The sequence below is a fragment of the Actinosynnema sp. NPDC053489 genome (genome assembly GCF_044544865.1).
In the GTDB taxonomy this organism is placed as follows: domain Bacteria; phylum Actinomycetota; class Actinomycetes; order Mycobacteriales; family Pseudonocardiaceae; genus Actinosynnema.
In genome coordinates, this window is the sequence record NZ_JBITXT010000019.1 from 40,705 (window position 1) to 54,368 (window position 13,664).

The window sequence follows — 13,664 nt, forward strand, 5'->3', positions numbered from 1 at the left end:
GCCGAACTCGACCCGTTCGGAGTTACCCCGTCGGTGTCACCCCGCCAGGGCGACGCAGACGGGGATCGGCGCGGCGGACGTGCTCGTCAGCCGCAGCCCGCCGGTGGACCGGTCCACCGCGAACGTGGTCACCGTGTCGGAGTTCTGGTTGGCCGCCAGCAGGAACCGACCGGACGTGTCCAGCGCGATGTGGCGCGGGAACTTCCCGCCCACCGGCGTCGTCCCGACCAGCCGCAGCACCGCGCCACCGCGCTCCACCGCGAACACCGCCACGCTGTCGTGGCCGCGGTTGGACAGGTAGGCGAACCGGCCGTCCGCCGACACCACGATCTCCGCCGGGTAGTTGCGCGGTGCCGTCGGCGCGCCGGCGGGCAGCGTGCCCACCTTCGCGCCGGGCGTGAGCACGCCCCGGTCGTAGGCCGCGACGACCACCGTGGAGTCCAGCTCGTTGGCGATGTAGGCGTACCTGCCCGACGGGTGGAACGCCAGGTGCCGCGGCCCCGCGCCGGGGTGCAGGCGCGCCACGCCCGCGGCGGTCAGCCTGCCCTGCCCGCTGAGCCGGTAGCTGTGCACGGAGTCCGTGCCCAGGTCCACCGCCAGCACGAACTCGCCCGAGGGGTCGGGCAGCACCTGGTGCGCGTGCGGCCCCTCCTGCCGGTCCGGGTCCGGCCCGGCGCCGGAGTACACGACGAGGTCCGTGCGCTCGCCCAGCCCGCCGCCGGGCAGCACCGGGTGCACGGCCACGCTGCCCGAGCTGTAGTTGGCCGAGAGCAGGAACCCCCGGTGCAGCGCGAGGTGGCACGGGTCCGCGCCGCCGGTCGACCGGCTGCCGACCACCTTCGGCACGCCGTCCGCGCCGACCGCCAGGGCGGTCACCTCGCCGTCGGCCTGCTCGTTGACCGCGTACACCCAGCGGCCCGCGTCGATCACGAACGACGGGTTCGGCACGTCCGGCACCACCCCGGTCACCCGCAGCCTGCCCGTCGCCGGGTCGTAGGCGCCGAGCCCGAGGCCCGTGCCGCCGCCCGCCCAGGACGTGTACGTGCCCAGGTAGGCGCGGACCTCCTTCCGGCCGTGACCGGCTCCCCCGGCACCGACCTCGTCCGCTCCCGCGACACCCTCGGTCATCAGCAACCCCGCTCCCACGCCAACGGCGCCCAGGAACCGCCGCCTGTCCACAACCACACCGAACCTCCGCTCGACCGCCCGCGGCGATCCCCACAGTGGACTGGACCACTGCAGTCAAGCAAGAGGCGCAACGAAGATTGCGTCTAGCGCAACGGGTCGGCGTCCCGGAGCCGTGCCAACTCGACGGCGGGATCGTACGAGGGTTCGGGGTAGGCGGGCGCGAGGCTCCGCAGGGCCTCCAGCAGCAGCCGTGCCACGACCCAGTTGCGGTACCACTTGCGGTCCGACGGCACCGCATACCAGGGCGCGACCGGCGTCGAGCACTTGACCAGGGCGTCTTGGTAGGCGAGCTGGTAGCGGGAGAACTTGGAGCGCACCTCCAGGTCGGCCGGGTTGTACTTCCAGCGCTTGAGCGGGTCCTCCAGCCGGGCGATGAGCCGTTCGCGCTGCCGTTCCGGCGAGATGTGCAGGAAGCACTTCACCGTGGTCACGCCCTGCTCGGCCAGCTCCGCCTCGAACGCGTTGATCTCCCCGTACCGGCGCTGCCACTCGGCCGACGGCACCAGCTCGTCCACCCGCGCGACCAGCACGTCCTCGTAGTGCGAGCGGTCGAACACGCCGATGTAGCCCGGTTGCGGCACCTGGCCGCGCACGCGCCACAGGAAGTCGTGCCGCAGCTCCTCCGGCGTCGGCTTCTTGAACGACGCGATGTGCAGGCCCTGCGGGTTGACCAGGCCGGCGACGTGCCGGATCGTGCCGCCCTTGCCCGAGGTGTCCATGCCCTGCAGCACCAGCAGCACCCGCCGCCCGCCACCGCCCGTGCCCTCGGCGTACAGCGCCTCCTGGAGCCGGTCCAGCTCCTCGCCGACCACCGCCAGGTCGGCGGCGGCCTCGGCCTTGGACCTCGGGCCGACCGGGGTCGCGGCCGGGTCGACCCCGGCGAGCGAGAAGTCCTCCGGTCGCACCCGGAAGGCGTCCGAAATCGACTGGACCTGCGCGGATCTCTTGGCCATCGTCGGAGGGTAACCCGCCGATCTTCGGCGTGCCGCTTGCGCAACGGATCGACGGCGATACGTTCGATTTGCGCAACGAACACCACGGATGCGCAATGCCTAGCGGATGAAATCGCTGGCGCGAGCCCCTTACTGTGGTGACATGACCGCCTTGGCCGAAGCCCGCACCTCCTCGCAGTTCATCGCGCTCGACGAGGAGTGGAGCACGCACAACTACCACCCGCTGCCGGTCGTGATCTCGCACGGCGAGGGCGCGTGGGTGACCGACGTCGACGGCCGGCGCTACCTGGACTTCCTGTCCGGCTACTCGTCGCTGAACTTCGGCCACCGCCACCCCGACCTCGTCGCCGCCGCCGTCGAGCAGCTGGGCCGCGTCACGCTCACCAGCCGCGCCTTCCACCACGACCGGTTCGGCGTGTTCTGCCGGGAGCTGGCCGAGCTGACCGGCACCGAGATGGTGCTCGCGATGAACTCCGGCGCGGAGGCCGTCGAGTCCGCGATCAAGGTGGCCCGCAAGTGGGCCTACCGGGTGAAGGGCGTGCCGGAGGGCACGGCGGAGATCGTGGTCGCCGGGTCGAACTTCCACGGCCGCACCACCACGATCGTCTCGTTCTCCACCGACGACACCGCCCGCGCGGACTTCGGTCCGTTCACGCCGGGCTTCAAGGTCGTCGCGTACGGGTCGCTGGACGCGCTGCGCGAGGCGATCACCGAGCGGACGGCCGCGGTGCTGCTGGAGCCGATCCAGGGCGAGGCGGGGGTGGTCGTGCCGCCCCCCGGCTACCTGGCGGGCGCGCGGGCGCTGTGCGACGAGCACGGCGTCCTGCTGATCGCGGACGAGATCCAGTCCGGGCTCGGCCGCACCGGCGACCTGCTGGCGCTGGACCACGAGGGCGTGCGCGCCGACCTCTACACGCTGGGCAAGGCGCTGGGCGGCGGCATCGTGCCGGTGTCCGCCGTGGTCGGCAGCCGGGCGGTGCTGGGCGTGCTGCGGCCCGGCGAGCACGGGTCGACGTTCGGCGGCAACCCGCTGGCGTGCGCGGTCGGCCTGGCCGTGGTGCGGCTGCTGGCGACCGGCGAGTACCAGCGGCGGTCCCGCGAGCTGGGCGCCCACCTGCACGCGCGGCTCGGCGAGCTGGTGGGCCGCGGTGTGGCCGAGGTGCGCGGGCGGGGGCTGTGGGCCGGGGTGGAGATCGCGCCCGGCGGACCGCGCGGCCGGGTCGCGTCCGAGGCGCTGGCCGGGCTCGGCGTGCTGTGCAAGGAGACCCACGACAACACGCTGCGCGTCGCTCCCCCGCTGGTGATCACGCGCGAGGAGCTGGACCGCGGGGTGGACGCGATCGGTGAGGTGTTGACCACGCGGCGTTGACCCGGGTCGGGGTGTCGGGCCACGCGGCGTTGACCCGGGTCACAGACGCGTGAAGTGGCCGTGCCGTCCGGCCCGGGGAGGCATCCTTACCCGCATGGGAGAACGCAAGCGGGCCGAGGCGGCCGTCGCGCTGGGACGGTGGGTCGAACCCGAGGAGGTCCTGGAGCGCGGCCGCCGGCTGCGGGCGGCGGTGGGCCACGAGGCGCACCGCGAGGTGGTGCTCGCGCCGGACCGGCCGGGCGTGGTCGAGTACGTGGACGCGTCGAACGCGGGCCGCCTGCCGCACCTGGTGCCGCTGCGGGTCGGCCGGATGCTCGCCTCGCCGTTCGCGTTCTTCCGGGGCAGCGCCGGGCTCATGGCGGGCGACCTGGCCGCGGGCCCGCGCAGCGGGCTGGAGGCACAGCTGTGCGGTGATGCGCACGCGGCGAACTTCGGCCTCTACGGCACGCCCGAGGGGCGGATCGTGATGGACATCAACGACTTCGACGACACGCTGCCCGGCCCGTGGGAGTGGGACCTCAAGCGGCTGGCCACCTCGCTGGTGCTGGCCGGCCGGGAGGGCGGCGTGTCGGAGAAGGGCTGCCGCGACGCGGCCTCCGACGCGGTGCGCGCCTACCGGGGCGCGGCCCGGCACCTGGCCGCGATGCCGTTCATGGAGTCGTGGAACGCGCTGGGCGACGAGTCGGCGCTGTCCCGCACCAAGGCCGACGACCTCGTGGACCACTTCGCCAAGGCGGCGGCCAAGGCGCGCCGCAACACCAGCGCCCGGGTGGCGGCGAAGTGGACCCGGCGCGAGGGCGAGCACATCCGGTTCGTCCCGGATCCCCCCGTGCTGTCCCGGATCTCCCCCGAGGAGGCGGCGTCCGTCACCGCGGCCCTGCCGTCCTACGTGGACACGCTGCGCGAGTCCCGGTACAACCTGATCATGCGCTACAGCGTGTCGGACGTGGCGTTCCGGGTCGTCGGCACGGGCAGCGTCGGCTGGCGCAACTACCTCGTGCTGCTGCACGGCAACGGCGACGAGGCGCTGGTGCTGCAGGTCAAGGAGGCGCGGCCGTCGGCGCTGGCGCCGTTCCTCGGCACGCCGCCGGTGAAGCACGAGGGCAAGCGGATCGTGCACGGCGCGCGGCTGGTGCAGGCCGAGACCGACATCCTGCTCGGCTGGACCACGATCGGGGACCGGCACTTCATCGTCCGGCAGTTCCGCAACCGCAAGGGCGAGATCGACGCGACCGCGTTGAAGCGGGACGACCTGGACGACTACGGCCGGCTCGCGGGCGCGCTGCTGGCCCGCGCGCACAGCCGCTCGGTCGACCCCCGGCTGCTGGCGGGGTACTGCGCGGGCGGCGACGAGCTGGACGAGGCGATCACCCGGTACGCGGTCGACTACGCCGATCGGACGTGCGCCGACCACGAGGAGCTGACCGCCGCGGTCCGGTCCGGCCGGCTGCCCGCCGAGGTCGGGTGAGCGCCGGCCGCTCCTGGAGTGCCGCGGTGGCCGCGGACCGCTAGGTTTGCCGGGGTGGAGTGGATCGGAGTGATCAGGCACGGCGAGAGCACCGGCAACGTGGCGCGCGAAGCGGCGGAGTCGGGCGGGCACGACGTCATCGACATCGCCGAACGGGACGCGGACGTGCCGCTGTCCCCGGAGGGCGAGCGCCAGGGGCGGGCCCTGGGGCGGTGGTTCGCCTCGATGCCCCGCGAGCAGTGGCCGGACCTCGTGGTCGCCTCGCCGTACCGGCGGACCATCACCACCGCCGCGCTGGCCCTGCCGGGGCACCCGCGGGCGCTGGTGGACGAGCGGCTGCGCGACCGCGAGCTGGGGGTGCTCGACCTGCTGACCACGCACGGCGTGGCGAACCGCCACCCGGACGAGCTGGTGCGCAAGCGGCGGCTCGGCAAGTTCTACTACCGGCCGCCGGGTGGTGAGTCGTGGGCCGACGTGCTGCTGCGGCTGCGGTCGCTCGTGCGCGACCTGGAAGGGCGGCGCGTGCTGCTGTTCGCGCACGAGATCACGCCGTTCCTGCTGCGCTACCTGCTGGAGGGCGTGCCGGAGCGGGACATGCTGGCCTACGCGCACAACTCCACGGTGCCCAACGGCTCGCTGACGTCGTGGCGGCGCCAGGACGACGGCGGGTGGGCCCTGGAGCGCGAGTTCGACACCGATCACCTCGTGGCGCACGGGGCCGAGCCGACGGAGACCGCCGATGCCACCACGCGCTCGGCCTGAGCCGGTCACGTCCGCCCTGCTGCGCGAGTGGCCGACGGGGGACGACGACGGCGGCACGGTGCTCATCGTCGGCGGTTCCCGGCGGGTGCCCGGCGCGGTGCTGCTGAGCGGCATCGCGGCGCTGCGCACGGGCGCGGTGACGCTCCAGCTCGCCGTGGCGGACCGGCACGCCTCCGGGCTCGGGCTGGCGGTGCCCGAGGCGCTGGTGGTCGGGCTGCCCGAGACGGCCTCCGGCGCGGTGTCGCGCGAGGCGGTGGACGAACTGGGCGACCTGGTCGGCGACGCGGCGGTGCTGGTCGTCGGCCCCGGCCTGACCGACCCGGACGAGACGGCCGCCCTGCTGGAACGGCTGCTGCCGCTGTCGCGCGGGCCGGTGGTGCTCGACGCGTTCGCGCTGGGCGCGCTGGGCACGCACCCGTCGTTGGGCGACCCGGTGCGGGGCCGGCTGGTGCTCACCCCGAACGTGACCGAGGCCGGGTTCCTGCTCGGCGCGGAGGTCGGGGACCACGTGGACGCCGCGGTCGGCATCGCCGAGAAGCACGACGCGGTGGTGAACCTCATGGGCGTGACCGCCGCGCCCGACGGCCGGGTGTGGCAGGACGGCACCGGTCACGTCGGCCTGTCCACGTCGGGCAGCGGCGACGTGCTGGCCGGGCTGGTCGGCGGCATGGCGGCGCGGCACGACGACCTGGCGCGGGCCACCTGCTCCGCCGGGCACGTGCACGCCGTGGCCGGCCAGCGGCTGGTGCCGCGCACCGGCCTGACCGGGATGCTGGCCCGCGAGCTGCTGGACGAGGTGCCGCGGGTGCTGGTGGAGCTGCGCTCGCGCTGAGACCGGGGCGGGGCGGGCCTACCTGGCCCGCTTCACCCGCGTCTCGTCCCACACCGGCTCGTCCACCTCGACCACCTCGCCGTCCGACCGGAACAGCAGGAACCGGTCGAAGCCGCGGGCGAACCAGCGGTCGTGCGTGACGGCCACGACGGTGCCCGTGAAGCCCTCCAGCGCGTTCTGCAACGCCTCCGCCGAGTTCAGGTCGAGGTTGTCGGTCGGCTCGTCCAGCAGCAGCAGCGTGGCGCCGGACAGCTCCAGCAGCAGCACCTGGAACCGCGCCTGCTGGCCGCCGGACAGCGTCTCGAACCGCTGGTCGCCCTGCTTGCCCAGGCCGTAGCGGCTCAGCACGGCCATCGCCGCGCCCCGGTCGCGGCCCGCGCGGCCGTCCTCGCCGTGCCACAGGATGTCGACCAGCGTGCGGCCGACCCACTCCGGGTGCTGGTGGGTCTGCGCGAACAGGCCCGGCACCACGCGCGCGCCCAGGCGGCACACGCCCGTGTGCGCGACCTCGCCGCCGCCGAGCAGCCGCAGGAAGTGGCTCTTGCCCGAGCCGTTCGAGCCGAGGACGGCCACCCGGTCGGCGAAGAACACCTCCACGTCGAACGGCTTCATCAGCCCGGTCAGTTCGAGGTTCTCGCAGGTGATCGCGCGCACGGCGGTGCGGCCGCCGCGCAGCCGGGGCGCCACCTTCTCGTCGGTCGGCAGCTCCGGTGGCGGACCGGCCTCCTCGAACCGCTCCAGCTTCGCCCGCATGACCCGGTACTTGGCCGCCATCACCTCGCTCACCCGGGCCTGGACCTGGAGCGTGCGGACGAGTTCCCTGAGGTGGTCGTGCTCCTCGTTCCAGCGGCGGTGCTGCTCGGCCAGGCGCTCGACGCGGGCGGCGCGGGCGGCGTGCCACGTGCCGAAGGACCCGGCGTGGGTCCACGCCGAGTGCGCCTCCACCGTGACGACGTGCGTCGCCGCCACGTCCAGCAGCTCCCGGTCGTGGCTGACCAGCAGCACGGCCTTGCCGGTCTCGCGCAGCCGCTCCTCCAGCCACCGCTTGCCCGGCACGTCGAGGTAGTTGTCCGGCTCGTCCAGCAGCAGCACCTGCTCCGGACCGCGCAGCAGCGCCTCCAGCACCAGCCGCTTCTGCTCGCCGCCGGACAGGGTGCGCACCTCGCGGAACCGGGCCCGGTCGAACGGCACGCCCAGCGCGGCGACCGTGACGGTGTCCCACAGCACCTCGACGTCGTAGCCGCCGACCTCGCCCCAGGTGGTGATCGCGTCGGCGTACCGCAGCTGGGTCGGCTCGTCGTCGGTCTCCATGAGCTGGAGCTCGACGTCGTCCAGCGCCCGCGCGGCGGCCCGCAGCGGCGCGGGTGAGGCGGCCAGCAGCAGGTCGCGCACGGTGCTGTCGTCGCGGACCGAGCCGACGAACTGCGGCATCACGCCCAGGCCGCCCTGCACCCGGACGCTGCCCGCGGTGGGCGTCAGCTCGTCGGACAGGATGCGCAGCAACGTCGTCTTGCCGACGCCGTTCGCGCCCACCAGCGCGACCACGCTGTTGGCGCCCACTTTGAACGACACGTCGCGGAACAGCTCGCGGCCGTCGGGCAGGCGGAAGGCGAGCCCGTTGGCATCCAGGAAACCCACCCGCGCATGGTGGGCCATAACCCCCGCCTATGGCCAGCGGATTCGGCGGTATCTGCGACCCGGCGCGCGGCTCCCTAGAGCACAGGGGTGATGCGGGGAGGCTGGCGATGGGTTCGGTCGACGTGGCGCGGCTGGTCGCGGCGCAACTGGGGGTGCTGGCGACGGTGGGGGCGCTGCCGTGCGCCGAGGACGGCGTGCCGGTCGACGAGCCGGTGCCGGTGCGGTGCGAGAACGGCGAGGTGGTGCTGTGGCGGCACCGCGTCGGGCGGGGCTACGTGGACGTGGCGGCCCGGCCCCACTGGGGCGCGCCGCTGGTCGCGTTCGTGCCGGAGGGCCGCGCCGCGCCCGCGGTGGTGCGGCGGCCGTGGCCCGCCGACGACCCGCGCGAGGAGGCCGCCGAGCGCTACCGGCAGCGCGTGCACGACCTGGCGCACCTGGCGCAGGTCGTGGGCCTGGGCGAGCCGGTGGTGCGGCGGTTCGACCGGGCGCTGGTGGAGGAGGTGCTGCGGCCCAGGGTGGACACCCGGACGCTGCCGCCGTGCCCGCGCCCGCCCCGGCAGGAGACCGACGCGTGGGCGCTGGCCGCGTGCGTGCAGGGGTTGCTGGACTTCTACCGCTACCGGTACGACCAGGAGCGGCTGGCGTCGGAGCTGGGGCTGGGCACCGAGGGGTCGCCGGTGCGCGGCACGTGGCGGGACGTGGCGCGCACGGTGCGGGAGCTGACCGGCAGGGCGTTGTCGGCGGAGGTGTCGGCGACGCCGACGTTCACCGAGTACCTGGCCGAGGTGCGCGCGGAACGGCCGTCCATCAGCTTCGTGCCCGGCCACGCCAGGGTGGTCACCGGGTACACGCGGATGAGCTCGCTGCGGCTGATGGGCGCCGGTTTCGCCGGGCTGCTCGTGCTCGACCCCGCGGAAGGGGCGGCACGCTGGGAGAACTACGACGCGATGGCGTGCGTGGGCAGCTGCACGGCCCGGCTGAACCTGGTGCCGTGACCGCCCGGGGCCCTCACCGCCAGGTGTAGCCGCGCACCAGCATGACCACCGCGCCGAACCCCAGCGACGCCAGGGCGGGGCCGACCGCCCCGAGGACCAGCAGCAGCACGCCGAGGACCCCGAAGGTGGCCACGAGGGCGTAGCTGAGCACCGGGTGCCGGGGCTTCCCGGCGACGAGCGCCGAGGCCAGGCCCGGCTCCTCGTCCGCGAGTCTGGTCTCGATCTCACTGAGGGTGCGGCGTTCCGCTTCGCTCATCACGGCCGGTGGATACCCGGCGCCCCCACCGCAAAACTCGCCCGAACGGGCGTCTGAGCAGGCAAGATCAGCGTGAGAGGGCCACCAGCCGGGACACCGCCCGCAGGTACTTCTTGCGGTAGCCGCCGCGCAGCATCTCGGCGGTGAACAGCTCCGAGAGCGGCTCCCCGGACACGGCCACCGGGATGTCCCGGTCGTAGAGCCGGTCGCCCAGCGCCACGAGCCGCAGCGCCACCGCCTGGTCCGGCGCGGGCCGGACGTGCCGCAGGTGCACGGCGGTCACGCCGTCGACCAGCCTGCCGTAGCTGGACGGGTGCAGCCGGGCCAGCGCGTCGCACAGGTCGGCGAACTCGTCCAACGTGCTGCCGGGCGTGCCGAGCGACTTCGCGACCAGGTCCTCGTCGGTCATGGGCGGCGGCGCGTCGGGCAGGCCGCGGTGGCGGTAGTCGGGTCCGTCGACGCGCACCACGCCGAACTTCGCCGACAGCGACTGGATCTCGCGCAGGAAGTCCGCGGCGGCGAACCGGCCCTCGCCCAGCTTGTCGGGCAGCGTGTTGGACGTGGCCGCGACCGAGACGCCCGCCGCGGTCAGCTCCTTGATCAGCCGCGTGACCAGCATCGTGTCGCCGGGGTCGTCCAGCTCGAACTCGTCGATCGCGAGCAGCCGGTGCCCGGACAGCCGGCGCACGGTCTCGGCGAAGCCCAGCGCGCCGACGAGGTTGGTCAGCTCCACGAACGTGCCGTACGCCTTCGGGCCGGGCACGGCGTGCCACAGCGAGGCCAGCAGGTGGGTCTTGCCGACGCCGAACCCGCCGTCGAGGTACAGGCCGGGCTTGGCGTCGTCCGCGCCGGAGCGCTTGAACAGCCGGCCGAGCACGCCCCGGGAGGTGCCCTCGGACACGCGCTCGGCGAACTCCCGGCACACCCGCACGGCCGCGGCCTGGCTCGGCTCGTCGGGGTTGGGCAGGTAGGTGTCGAAGCGGACGCCGTCGAAGCGCGGCGGCGGGACCATGGCGTCCACCAGCTCGTCCGCGGCGACGTGCGGGGTGCGGTCGGACAGGCGCGGCGGGGCGGACATGACCGGATCGTAACGGCGTGCTGGGATGTGGCGGTGCGGATGTTGTGGCCACCACGTGCCGGCGAAGTCACCGACGAGGAGCTGGAGCGGCTCTACGACTACCCCGCCGGCCTGGACCGGCCGTGGGTGCAGGTGAACTTCGTGTCCAGCCTGGACGGTGCGGTGTCGGTCGCCGGGCGCTCCGAGGGGCTGGGCAACGACGCCGACCGCCGGGTGTTCATGCTCGGCCGCGACCTGTGCGACGTGGTGCTCGTCGGCGCGGGCACGGCGCTGGTGGAGGGCTACCACGGGGTCAAGGCGGGCGAGGTGCGGGCGTCGCGGCGGGCCCGGCTGGGGCTCGCGCCCGTGCCGCCGATCGCGGTGGTCACCGGGCGGTGCTCGATCGAGCCGACGTCCACGCTGCTGACCAGCACCGCCGTGCCGCCGATCGTCCTCACCACGCGGGCCGCGCCGCGGGAGCGCCGGGACGCCCTGGCGGCGGCGGGCGCGGACGTCGTCGTGGCCGGCGAGGAGACCGTGGCCATGGACCTCGCGCTGCGGGCGCTGGACGAGCGCGGGCTGCGCCGGGTCGACTGCGAGGGCGGTCCGAGGGTGTTCGGCGCGCTGATCGACGCCGACCTGGTGGACGTGCTGTGCGTGACGTACTCGCCCCTCCTGGCGGGGGGTGACGCCGGCCGGATCGCGGTCGGCCCGCTGCCGCCGTCGCCCCGGTCGCTGGAGCTGGAGTCCGTGCTGCACCACGACAGCGCCCTCCTGCTGCGGTACCGGAGGGCGACGCACGATCCGGTGACCGGGAGCGCCCGACCGGCCTGATCCCGATACGGTGCGCACTCGTACGGACACGCACCGATGCGGAGAGGACGCGCCGTGACCCAGAGCACCGCCGCCGCCAAGCCGGACACCGGGGGGCCGGCCACCCGCTCGGCCGACGACACCGAGCAGGGCAGGACCACGATCGCCTCGTCGGTCGTGCAGAAGGTCGCGGGCATCGCGGCCCGGGAGATCGCGGGCGTGCACGCCGTCGGCGGCGGCGTGTCGCGGGCGTTCGGCGCGCTGCGCGAGCGCATCCCCGGCGCGGGCACCTCGAACACCGCGGGCGTCGCCGTCGAGGTGGGCGAGAAGCAGGCCGCCATCGACCTCGACATCATCGTCGAGTACGGCGTCGGCATCGTCGACCTGGCGCGGGCCGTGCGGCGCAACATCATCGGCCAGGTCGAGCGGATGACCGGCCTCGAGGTCATCGAGGTCAACATCGCGGTCAACGACATCCACCTGCCCGAGGACGACGAGCAGGGCGCGCCGAGCACCGGCCCCAGGGTCGAGTGACGGACGTGGCGGAGGACGTCGAGGCCGTGCTGCTGGCCCACCCCGACGTGGCGCGGCTGGACGGCGCGGTCGCCTCCTACCTGCCGGGGCGGCGGGTGGACGGCGTCCGGGTCGGCGACCGGGTCGAGGTGGCGGTGGTGCTGCGCCCGGACCGGCCGATCGGCGAGGTCGTGTCGGAGCTGCGGGCGCACGTCGCGCGGGTCGCCGGCCGGGCGCCGGTGGACGTCGTCGTGGCCGACCTGGAGTGGGAGGGCAGATGAGCGCGACGAAGACCGGCCTGCTGGCGGGCCTGGTGCTGGGACTGGCCGCGACCAGCGGTTTCACCGCGTTCCTGGTGACCCTGGCGGTCGGCGTGATCGGCCTGGTCGCCGGCCGCGTCCTGGACGGCGAGCTGGACCTGGGCGACCTGCTCGGCCGGGGCCGCGACAAGTGACCGAGACCGACGACCAGGACCACCCGGGCTCGCTGGAGATCCACCCCGACGTGGTGCGGAAGCTGGCCGCCCGCGCCGTCCGGCTCGTGCCCGGCGCGCGGCCGAGCGCCGCGATCAAGGTCGGCGAGGTGGGCGGCGGCGAGCTGGAGCTGGCCGTGAGGCTCGCGCTGCGCTACCCCGCGCCCGTGCGCGCCGCGGCCGAGGCCGTCCGGCGGCACGTCACCGACGAGGTCGAGCGGATCACCGGCCACCGGGTCCGGTCGGTGGCCCTGACCGTGTCCGCGCTGGACTCCGACACCCGACCGCGGGTGGTGTAGATGCGGGTGCTGCTGCGCGTGTTGTCGCCGCTGCTCGGGCTGGCGCTGGCCGCCGCGGGCGCGTTGCTGGTGGTCGCGGTCGCCCGGCAGTGGGCCGGGCGGGGGTGGCTCGTCCGACCCGGCTGGTCGTGGGTCGACCGGCCGGTCCTGGTCGTCGGCGCGTGCGTGGCCGTCGGGGGGCTGCTCCTGCTGGTCGTGGCCGCACGGGCGGGCGTGCGGCACGTGCCGCTGGACGACCCGGCCGACGGCGTGCGCGTGGTGACCTCGCCCGCGTCCCTGGCCCGCGTGGTCGGGCACCGGGTGCGGGCCCAGGACGGCGTGGCGGACGCGTCGGTCACGGCGTCGCGGCGCAAGGTGCGGGTCCGGGCGACCAGCCACTCGCACGACGAGGCCGCGTTGCGGCCCCGGCTGCTGGAGGCGGCCCGCGAGGCGCTGGCCGAGCTGCCGATGCCCGTGCCGCCGAAGGTGTCCGTCGTGGTCATCTCCCCGAAGGACCGCCCGTGAACCGCTCGAACCGCGTCGAACGCGTGCTGGCGTCCCTGCTGGGCGCGCTCGCCCTGGCGGCCGGTGCCGCGGCCGTGCTGCTGCACCGCTTCGGGGTCGACCGGCCGGTGCTGGACCCGGTCGCGCTGGACTGGGCCCGGCGGCACCTGCTGCCCGTGCGGATCGGGCTGATCGCCCTCGGCCTGCTGGCCGTGCTCCTCGGCCTGTGGTGGGCCTGGCGCGCGGTCCGCCCGGAGCGCCACCCCGACCAGCGCCTGGACGACGTCGTGGTGACCGCCAAGGCGCTGGCGTCGGCGGTGCGGGCCGACGCCGAGGGGCTGCCGGGCGTGGACGGGGCGCGGGTGGCCGTCGTCGGCACGCCCGCGCTGCGGCTGCGGCTGACGCTGCGGCACGGCACGGACCTGACCGGGGTGTGGCTGGAACTGGACGACCGGGTGCTGTCGCGGGCACGCGCCGCGCTCGGCGTGGACGTGCTGCCCACCGCGGTGCGGCTCGATCTGGACAAGAGGCCGCGACAACGCGTGCGCTGATCGACCCCACCCGGC

General features: G+C 74.8%; 17 protein-coding genes. 12 read left to right on the forward strand and 5 right to left on the reverse strand.

Annotated elements, in window-relative coordinates; all coding sequences use genetic code 11:
• Positions 1-36: 36 nt before the first annotated feature.
• A complete protein-coding gene (locus ACIGNX_RS31535) occupies positions 37-1,128 on the reverse strand; it encodes a lactonase family protein (RefSeq protein ID WP_396544638.1) in 1,092 nt (363 codons plus the stop codon).
• A gap of 143 nt (positions 1,129-1,271) precedes the next feature.
• On the reverse strand, positions 1,272-2,141 hold the full coding sequence (locus ACIGNX_RS31540; RefSeq protein WP_396544640.1) for a PPK2 family polyphosphate kinase: 870 nt from the start codon (positions 2,139-2,141) through the stop codon (positions 1,272-1,274).
• A gap of 142 nt (positions 2,142-2,283) precedes the next feature.
• On the opposite strand from ACIGNX_RS31540, the gene rocD reads away from it, so the two are divergent.
• The 4 genes from rocD to ACIGNX_RS31560 all read left to right on the forward strand — a co-directional run bounded on the left by rocD (position 2,284) and on the right by ACIGNX_RS31560 (position 6,572).
• A complete protein-coding gene (gene rocD / locus ACIGNX_RS31545) occupies positions 2,284-3,510 on the forward strand; it encodes an ornithine--oxo-acid transaminase (RefSeq protein ID WP_396544641.1) in 1,227 nt (408 codons plus the stop codon).
• 94 nt (positions 3,511-3,604) lie between these two features.
• On the forward strand, positions 3,605-4,978 hold the full coding sequence (locus ACIGNX_RS31550; RefSeq protein WP_396544643.1) for a DUF2252 domain-containing protein: 1,374 nt from the start codon (positions 3,605-3,607) through the stop codon (positions 4,976-4,978).
• Between the two features lie 54 nt (positions 4,979-5,032).
• The gene (locus ACIGNX_RS31555; RefSeq protein WP_396544645.1) at positions 5,033-5,740 is read left to right on the forward strand and encodes a histidine phosphatase family protein; all 708 of its coding nucleotides are present in this window, start codon (positions 5,033-5,035) and stop codon (positions 5,738-5,740) included.
• Entirely contained in the window at positions 5,718-6,572 is an 855-nt protein-coding gene (locus tag ACIGNX_RS31560; protein WP_396544647.1) for an NAD(P)H-hydrate dehydratase, read from the forward strand. The genes ACIGNX_RS31555 and ACIGNX_RS31560 overlap by 23 nt, the downstream gene beginning before the upstream one ends.
• An 18-nt stretch (positions 6,573-6,590) precedes the next feature.
• Here the strand turns inward: ACIGNX_RS31560 and ACIGNX_RS31565 are convergent, their stop codons facing one another.
• Positions 6,591-8,210 carry an ABC-F family ATP-binding cassette domain-containing protein gene (locus ACIGNX_RS31565; RefSeq protein WP_396544648.1) on the reverse strand — a complete coding sequence of 540 codons (1,620 nt, stop codon included), beginning with the start codon at positions 8,208-8,210 and terminating at the stop codon, positions 6,591-6,593.
• 107 nt (positions 8,211-8,317) lie between these two features.
• Between ACIGNX_RS31565 and ACIGNX_RS31570 the strand changes: the two genes are divergently transcribed.
• Complete coding sequence (locus tag ACIGNX_RS31570) at positions 8,318-9,205, forward strand: hypothetical protein (RefSeq protein ID WP_396544650.1); 888 nt, start codon at positions 8,318-8,320, stop codon at positions 9,203-9,205.
• Between the two features lie 13 nt (positions 9,206-9,218).
• On the opposite strand, the gene ACIGNX_RS31575 is transcribed toward ACIGNX_RS31570, so the two are convergent.
• Both ACIGNX_RS31575 and zapE read right to left on the reverse strand, forming a co-directional pair.
• On the reverse strand, positions 9,219-9,461 hold the full coding sequence (locus tag ACIGNX_RS31575; RefSeq protein WP_396544652.1) for a DUF3040 domain-containing protein: 243 nt from the start codon (positions 9,459-9,461) through the stop codon (positions 9,219-9,221).
• A gap of 67 nt (positions 9,462-9,528) precedes the next feature.
• The gene (gene zapE, locus ACIGNX_RS31580; RefSeq protein ID WP_396544654.1) at positions 9,529-10,539 is read right to left on the reverse strand and encodes a cell division protein ZapE; all 1,011 of its coding nucleotides are present in this window, start codon (positions 10,537-10,539) and stop codon (positions 9,529-9,531) included.
• A gap of 39 nt (positions 10,540-10,578) precedes the next feature.
• On the opposite strand from zapE, the gene ACIGNX_RS31585 reads away from it, so the two are divergent.
• Genes ACIGNX_RS31585 through ACIGNX_RS31615 form a run of 7 tightly spaced genes read left to right on the forward strand, consistent with a single transcriptional unit; the run spans position 10,579 to position 13,649 of the window.
• On the forward strand, positions 10,579-11,352 hold the full coding sequence (locus tag ACIGNX_RS31585) for a pyrimidine reductase family protein (protein WP_396544793.1): 774 nt from the start codon (positions 10,579-10,581) through the stop codon (positions 11,350-11,352).
• A 36-nt stretch (positions 11,353-11,388) separates the two neighbouring features.
• Positions 11,389-11,865 (forward strand): Asp23/Gls24 family envelope stress response protein, encoded by a 477-nt coding sequence (locus ACIGNX_RS31590; RefSeq protein ID WP_396544656.1) that lies wholly within the window; start codon positions 11,389-11,391, stop codon positions 11,863-11,865.
• On the forward strand, positions 11,862-12,125 hold the full coding sequence (locus tag ACIGNX_RS31595) for a hypothetical protein (RefSeq protein ID WP_396544658.1): 264 nt from the start codon (positions 11,862-11,864) through the stop codon (positions 12,123-12,125). The genes ACIGNX_RS31590 and ACIGNX_RS31595 overlap by 4 nt, the downstream gene beginning before the upstream one ends.
• Positions 12,122-12,298 (forward strand): hypothetical protein, encoded by a 177-nt coding sequence (locus ACIGNX_RS31600; RefSeq protein WP_396544659.1) that lies wholly within the window; start codon positions 12,122-12,124, stop codon positions 12,296-12,298. The genes ACIGNX_RS31595 and ACIGNX_RS31600 overlap by 4 nt, the downstream gene beginning before the upstream one ends.
• On the forward strand, positions 12,295-12,615 hold the full coding sequence (locus ACIGNX_RS31605; protein WP_396544660.1) for an Asp23/Gls24 family envelope stress response protein: 321 nt from the start codon (positions 12,295-12,297) through the stop codon (positions 12,613-12,615). Before ACIGNX_RS31600 ends, ACIGNX_RS31605 begins: the two co-directional genes overlap by 4 nt.
• Complete coding sequence (locus ACIGNX_RS31610; protein ID WP_396544662.1) at positions 12,616-13,119, forward strand: DUF6286 domain-containing protein; 504 nt, start codon at positions 12,616-12,618, stop codon at positions 13,117-13,119.
• A complete protein-coding gene (locus tag ACIGNX_RS31615) occupies positions 13,116-13,649 on the forward strand; it encodes an alkaline shock response membrane anchor protein AmaP (protein ID WP_396544664.1) in 534 nt (177 codons plus the stop codon). The genes ACIGNX_RS31610 and ACIGNX_RS31615 overlap by 4 nt, the downstream gene beginning before the upstream one ends.
• Positions 13,650-13,664: the final 15 nt, after the last annotated feature.

What these genes read in the sequence shown, in the direction of transcription:
- ACIGNX_RS31535 (WP_396544638.1), bottom strand. Translation starts at nt 1,128, where the DNA reads ATGACCGAGGGTGTCGCGGGAGCGGACGAGGTCGGTGCCGGGGGAGCC.
- ACIGNX_RS31540 (WP_396544640.1), bottom strand. Translation starts at nt 2,141, where the DNA reads ATGGCCAAGAGATCCGCGCAGGTCCAGTCGATTTCGGACGCCTTCCGG.
- rocD (WP_396544641.1), top strand. Translation starts at nt 2,284, where the DNA reads ATGACCGCCTTGGCCGAAGCCCGCACCTCCTCGCAGTTCATCGCGCTC.
- ACIGNX_RS31550 (WP_396544643.1), top strand. Translation starts at nt 3,605, where the DNA reads ATGGGAGAACGCAAGCGGGCCGAGGCGGCCGTCGCGCTGGGACGGTGG.
- ACIGNX_RS31560 (WP_396544647.1), top strand. Translation starts at nt 5,718, where the DNA reads ATGCCACCACGCGCTCGGCCTGAGCCGGTCACGTCCGCCCTGCTGCGC.
- ACIGNX_RS31570 (WP_396544650.1), top strand. Translation starts at nt 8,318, where the DNA reads ATGGGTTCGGTCGACGTGGCGCGGCTGGTCGCGGCGCAACTGGGGGTG.
- ACIGNX_RS31575 (WP_396544652.1), bottom strand. Translation starts at nt 9,461, where the DNA reads ATGAGCGAAGCGGAACGCCGCACCCTCAGTGAGATCGAGACCAGACTC.
- zapE (WP_396544654.1), bottom strand. Translation starts at nt 10,539, where the DNA reads ATGTCCGCCCCGCCGCGCCTGTCCGACCGCACCCCGCACGTCGCCGCG.
- ACIGNX_RS31585 (WP_396544793.1), top strand. Translation starts at nt 10,579, where the DNA reads ATGTTGTGGCCACCACGTGCCGGCGAAGTCACCGACGAGGAGCTGGAG.
- ACIGNX_RS31590 (WP_396544656.1), top strand. Translation starts at nt 11,389, where the DNA reads ATGCGGAGAGGACGCGCCGTGACCCAGAGCACCGCCGCCGCCAAGCCG.
- ACIGNX_RS31600 (WP_396544659.1), top strand. Translation starts at nt 12,122, where the DNA reads ATGAGCGCGACGAAGACCGGCCTGCTGGCGGGCCTGGTGCTGGGACTG.
- ACIGNX_RS31610 (WP_396544662.1), top strand. Translation starts at nt 12,616, where the DNA reads ATGCGGGTGCTGCTGCGCGTGTTGTCGCCGCTGCTCGGGCTGGCGCTG.